Raw genomic sequence first — 4,375 nt, 5'->3', positions numbered from 1 at the left:
ATGCGAAAGCTGCTCGTGCTGGCAAACTGCCTGCTAGCTCAGGACCGCCTCTGGACCCCAAATCCGCCTTGACAACCAACACAGATTCTCATCCGACCCTGCGGGCCACCTTCTCCCCGCTGGGGAGAAGAGGGAGATTGCCGCAACGCCGAGCTCCCCCAATCACCCCGGCTTACGCGCACAAATCGCAAACCGCTCCTGCACCATCCGCTCCAGCCCACGCAGGAACGGCATCTTGCGCGCCTGCGCCCAGTGAATATCCCCGAGCTTGCGGTCGACCACGATGTCCACGAAGCCGGCCTGACGGAGAAGATCGACGATCGCTTCGGCCGGCATCTCGTGGGAGAAATGCACGCGGGAGCGGATGCTCTGGTGCCGTGCCATCATCTCCGGTGACATATGGCTTGCCGCCGGCTTGCCCGTCACCTTTGTCCAAAACTTCTGCAGGCTCTTCACCCAGGTTTCCCGGCCCATATTGCCGTCGACGATCAGCACCTTGCCGCCCGGCTTCAGCACCGAAAACCATTCCTTGAAGGCCGAAGCCGGGTCCACCAGCGTCCAGACGAGATGCCGGTTGGTGATGGCGTCGTAGCTATCCTTCGGCTCCATGGTATTCTCGGCGTCGCCGGAAACGAAGCGGATATCGGTGCCGCGCTTCTTCGCCTTGGCGCGCGCCTGCGCCAGCATCGCATCCGACCAATCGAGCCCGGTCACCTTGAAGCCGACATCATGCATCAGATGCGAGATGACGGCCGTGCCGCAGGCAAGATCGAGCAGCGGGCGCCCCTGGCCTTCGCCGAGATGCTTCCTGATCAGCCGCTGCCAGCCCTTCCGCTCCTCTTCCGAAAAGATTTCATGGCCGACGCTCTGGTCGAAGGTATCAGCCCTCTCCGACCAGAAATCGCGAATTTCGTCGCGGATGGAGTAGTTCGTGTTCATGGAATTCATCGCAGGCACCCCGGCATAACATCAGTTTGGAAATGCTCTAAAACATATAACTTGATTCACAAAGTCATATTTCTTATGCCTGCGGACATTATTCAGACCTCGGGGGAATTTCCAGATGAATTTCGTGAAAATGCTCGCAGTTTCCGCAGCTGCGATTGCGAGCCTGATGCCGCTTTCGGCGCTCGCTCAATCCTTCACCATCAAGGATGTGGCGGGCCGCGAAGTGAGCTTCGACAAGCCGGTCGAGCGTGTGATCCTCGGGGAAGGCCGCATGCTCTACGCCGTCGCGCCGATCGAGAAGGAAGATCCCTTCGCCAAGATCGTCGGCTGGCGCAACGATCTCTGGACCACCGACAAGGACGGCTTCAACGCCTATGTCGAGAAGTTTCCCAAGGGCAAGGACCTGCCCTTCCTCGGCAACCTCACCGACGGCACGCTGCAGACCGAAACGGTGGTCAAGCTGCACCCGGATGTACTGCTGCTGCCGATCGGCAACAAGACGGCCGCCGACGAAGTGAAGCTCGAAGACATGCTCTCCGGCATCGGCGTGAAGATCGTCTACATCGATTTCCGCGAGCATATTCTCGCCAACACCGAGCCGAGCCTGAAAATCCTCGGCAAGCTTTTCGGCCATGAGGACCGCGCCGAAGCAGTCGCCGGCTTCTGGAAGGAGCAGATGGCGCGCGTCACCGACAGGCTGAAGGCAGCCAATCCGCCGGAGCCGAAGGTCTTCATGTACCGCGCCGCCGGCTTGGTGGAATGCTGCGGCACGTTCGGTCCGGATAATTTCGGCCTGATGGTCGATTTGGCCGGCGGCCACAATCTCGGCTCCGATTTCCTGCCGGGTTACACCGGCTCCATCAACGCCGAACAGGTCGTCGCTTCCAATCCCGAGGTCATCGTCGTCACCGGTTCCAACTGGAGCCAGACCAAGGACGCCAAGGATTTCGTGAATGTCGGCCCGAACGCCGCCGCCACCCTCGGCGACAGCCGCAAGGCGCTGATCACGCTGATGGAAAACCCGGCCTTCACCGGCTCCAAGGCCGTCGCCGGCGGCAATGTCCATGCGATCTGGCACCAGTTCTATACCAGCCCCTACCAGTTCGTCGCCGTCCAGCAGCTGGCGAAGTGGTTCCATCCGAACCTCTTTGCCGATCTCGACCCTGACGCCACCTTCAAGGAATTCCACGAGAAATTCCTGCCGATCGCCTATCAGCCGGGCTACTGGGTCGACGCCAAGGCGGGCAAGTAATCCGCGATGGCCGAGATCGCTGCCCATTCGATCGACGTGGAAGCCGGGAGGGAGCGCTACCGCGCCCTCGCCCGGCGCAAGCTGCTGATCCTTTTCGCTATGACGGCAGCACTTTGCCTGTCCTTCGCCGTCGATCTCGCCTGGGGGCCGGCCCGCTATAGTCTCGGCGAGGTCGTCTCCGCCCTCCTCGATCCGTCTTCGGTTTCCGATCAGGTGCGTGCCGTCGTCTGGGACATCCGCATGCCGGTCGCCGTGATGGCGATCGTCGTCGGCGCCTCGCTCTCCGTCGCCGGCGCGCAGATGCAGACGATCCTCGCCAATCCGCTCGCCAGCCCCTTCACCTTAGGCATTTCGGCGGCCGCAAGCTTCGGCGCGGCTCTGGCGATCGTCACCAGCGTTCCGCTTCTGCCTGTCGCAGCCGGCCTGCTGGTGCCGGTCAACGCCTTCATCATGGCGCTGATCGCCACCCTCTTCATCCATTTCGTCTCGCAGGCCCGTGGCGTCTCGGTGCAGACGGTGGTGCTGCTTGGCATCGCTCTGGTTTTCACCTTCAATGCCGCCCTCGCCTTCCTGCAATATCTGGCCTCCGAACAGGCGCTGTCGGCCGTCGTTTTCTGGACCATGGGCAGCCTCACCAAGGCCACCTGGCCGAAGATCTGGGTGACGCTCGCCGTTCTCCTGGCTGCCCTTCCGCTCTTTGCCCGCAATGCCTGGGCGCTGACGGCGATCCGCCTCGGCGAGGACAAGGCGGCAAGCTTCGGCGTCAATGTCCGCCGCATCCGCCTGGAAACCATGCTCGTCGTCTCGCTGCTTGCCGCAGTCCCCGTAAGCTTCGTCGGCACCATCGGCTTTGTCGGCCTCGTCGGCCCGCACATCGCGCGCATGATTCTCGGCGAGGATCAGCGCTTCTTCCTGCCGGGCTCGATCCTTTCGGGCGCATTGCTGCTCTCGCTGACCTCGATCGTCTCGAAGTCGATCATCCCAGGCGTCGTCTTCCCGATCGGCATCATCACGGCACTGGTCGGCGTGCCCTTCTTCTTCTCGCTCATCCTCTCGAACAGGAGCCGGTCATGGTAGCGCTTCAGTTGCAGTCGGTCGGCGCCTTTCACGGCCGCAAGCTCTTCGTCGAAGACGTAACGACGCCGGTGATGACATCAGGCGAAGTCGTCGCCGTCATCGGCCCGAACGCCGCCGGCAAGTCGACGCTCTTCAAGCGCATCACCGGCCTGCTCAAAGGCCCCGGCCATGTCGTCGTCGAAGGCTCGAAGGCGAAGAACGCCATCAGCTACATGCCGCAGGATACCTCGGCCAATGCGGTGCTGACCGTCTACGAATCCATTCTCCTCGCCCGCAAGCAGGGCCAGTCCTGGGCCGTCGGCGACAGCGACCTGCGCTTCATCGACGAGATCATGGCAGCACTCGACATATCAGCCATCGCCTTCCGCGATCTCGGCGCCCTCTCCGGCGGCCAGCGCCAGCTCGTCTCGATCGCCCAGGCGCTCGTGCGCGAACCCGAAATCATGCTGATGGACGAACCGACAAGCGCCCTCGACCTCCACCGCCAGGTCGAAGTCCTCGATTTCATGCGCCGCCGCGCCCGCGCCAAAGGCATGCTCGTCCTGATCGCCATCCACGACCTCAACCAGGCGCTGCGCTTCGCCGACAAGGTGCTAGTCATCGCCAACGGCCGCATGCGCGCCTGCGGCGCCCCGAGGGACGTGGTCACAGCCGAGATGCTGCGGGAAATCTACCGGGTGGAAGCCAGGGTGGAGAAATGCTCGCTAGAATACGATCATGTGATCGTGGATGGGACCGCGCATTAACCCAAGAGAGCCTTATCAGGATGAGAGTGGATGGACATGCAGTAAGGCACCCCCCTCTGTCCTGCCGGACATCTCCCCCACAAGGGTGGAGATCGGCTGGGCGAGGATGGCTTCCCCAAACAACTAAAGCATAGTGATTGTCGCTGCCGTTCGAGAGAGGGCAATGGTCAAGCCTCTTGCCAATCTCCCCACCTGTGGGGGAGATGTCCGGCAGGACAGAGGGGGGTGCCACACGGCACACCGGCAAAGGTCTCGCGCCCAAGAGAGCCTCATCCTTGTACGTTGCCGTTGGTGTATAATGGGGTCGTGCGACGGGGATGCGTGTCATCCTTGGGTTTTGAACTCGTGCCTC

General features: G+C 62.2%; 4 protein-coding genes. 3 read left to right on the top strand and 1 reads right to left on the bottom strand.

What is annotated here, in order from left to right; translation table 11 throughout:
• Positions 1 to 162: 162 nt before the first annotated feature.
• A complete protein-coding gene (locus GGD57_RS28910; RefSeq protein WP_184473589.1) occupies positions 163 to 948 on the bottom strand; it encodes a class I SAM-dependent methyltransferase in 786 nt (261 codons plus the stop codon).
• 115 nt (positions 949 to 1,063) lie between these two features.
• Here GGD57_RS28910 and GGD57_RS28905 point away from each other — a divergent pair, with 115 nt between their 5' ends.
• Genes GGD57_RS28905 through GGD57_RS28895 form a run of 3 tightly spaced genes read left to right on the top strand, consistent with a single transcriptional unit; the run spans position 1,064 to position 4,023 of the window.
• Positions 1,064 to 2,200 (top strand): ABC transporter substrate-binding protein, encoded by a 1,137-nt coding sequence (locus tag GGD57_RS28905; protein ID WP_184473588.1) that lies wholly within the window; start codon positions 1,064 to 1,066, stop codon positions 2,198 to 2,200.
• 6 nt (positions 2,201 to 2,206) lie between these two features.
• Positions 2,207 to 3,277: a FecCD family ABC transporter permease gene (locus tag GGD57_RS28900; RefSeq protein WP_184473587.1), complete on the top strand. Its 1,071-nt coding sequence runs from the start codon at positions 2,207 to 2,209 to the stop codon at positions 3,275 to 3,277.
• The gene (locus GGD57_RS28895; RefSeq protein WP_184473586.1) at positions 3,271 to 4,023 is read left to right on the top strand and encodes an ABC transporter ATP-binding protein; all 753 of its coding nucleotides are present in this window, start codon (positions 3,271 to 3,273) and stop codon (positions 4,021 to 4,023) included. The genes GGD57_RS28900 and GGD57_RS28895 overlap by 7 nt, the downstream gene beginning before the upstream one ends.
• The last annotated feature ends 352 nt before the right edge of the window (positions 4,024 to 4,375 follow it).

The organism is Rhizobium esperanzae, assembly GCF_014197615.1.
Classification (GTDB): Bacteria; Pseudomonadota; Alphaproteobacteria; order Rhizobiales; family Rhizobiaceae; genus Rhizobium; species Rhizobium esperanzae_A.
Note: the sequence above shows the minus strand (reverse complement) of the source record. Positions and strands in the feature narration are given on the sequence as shown.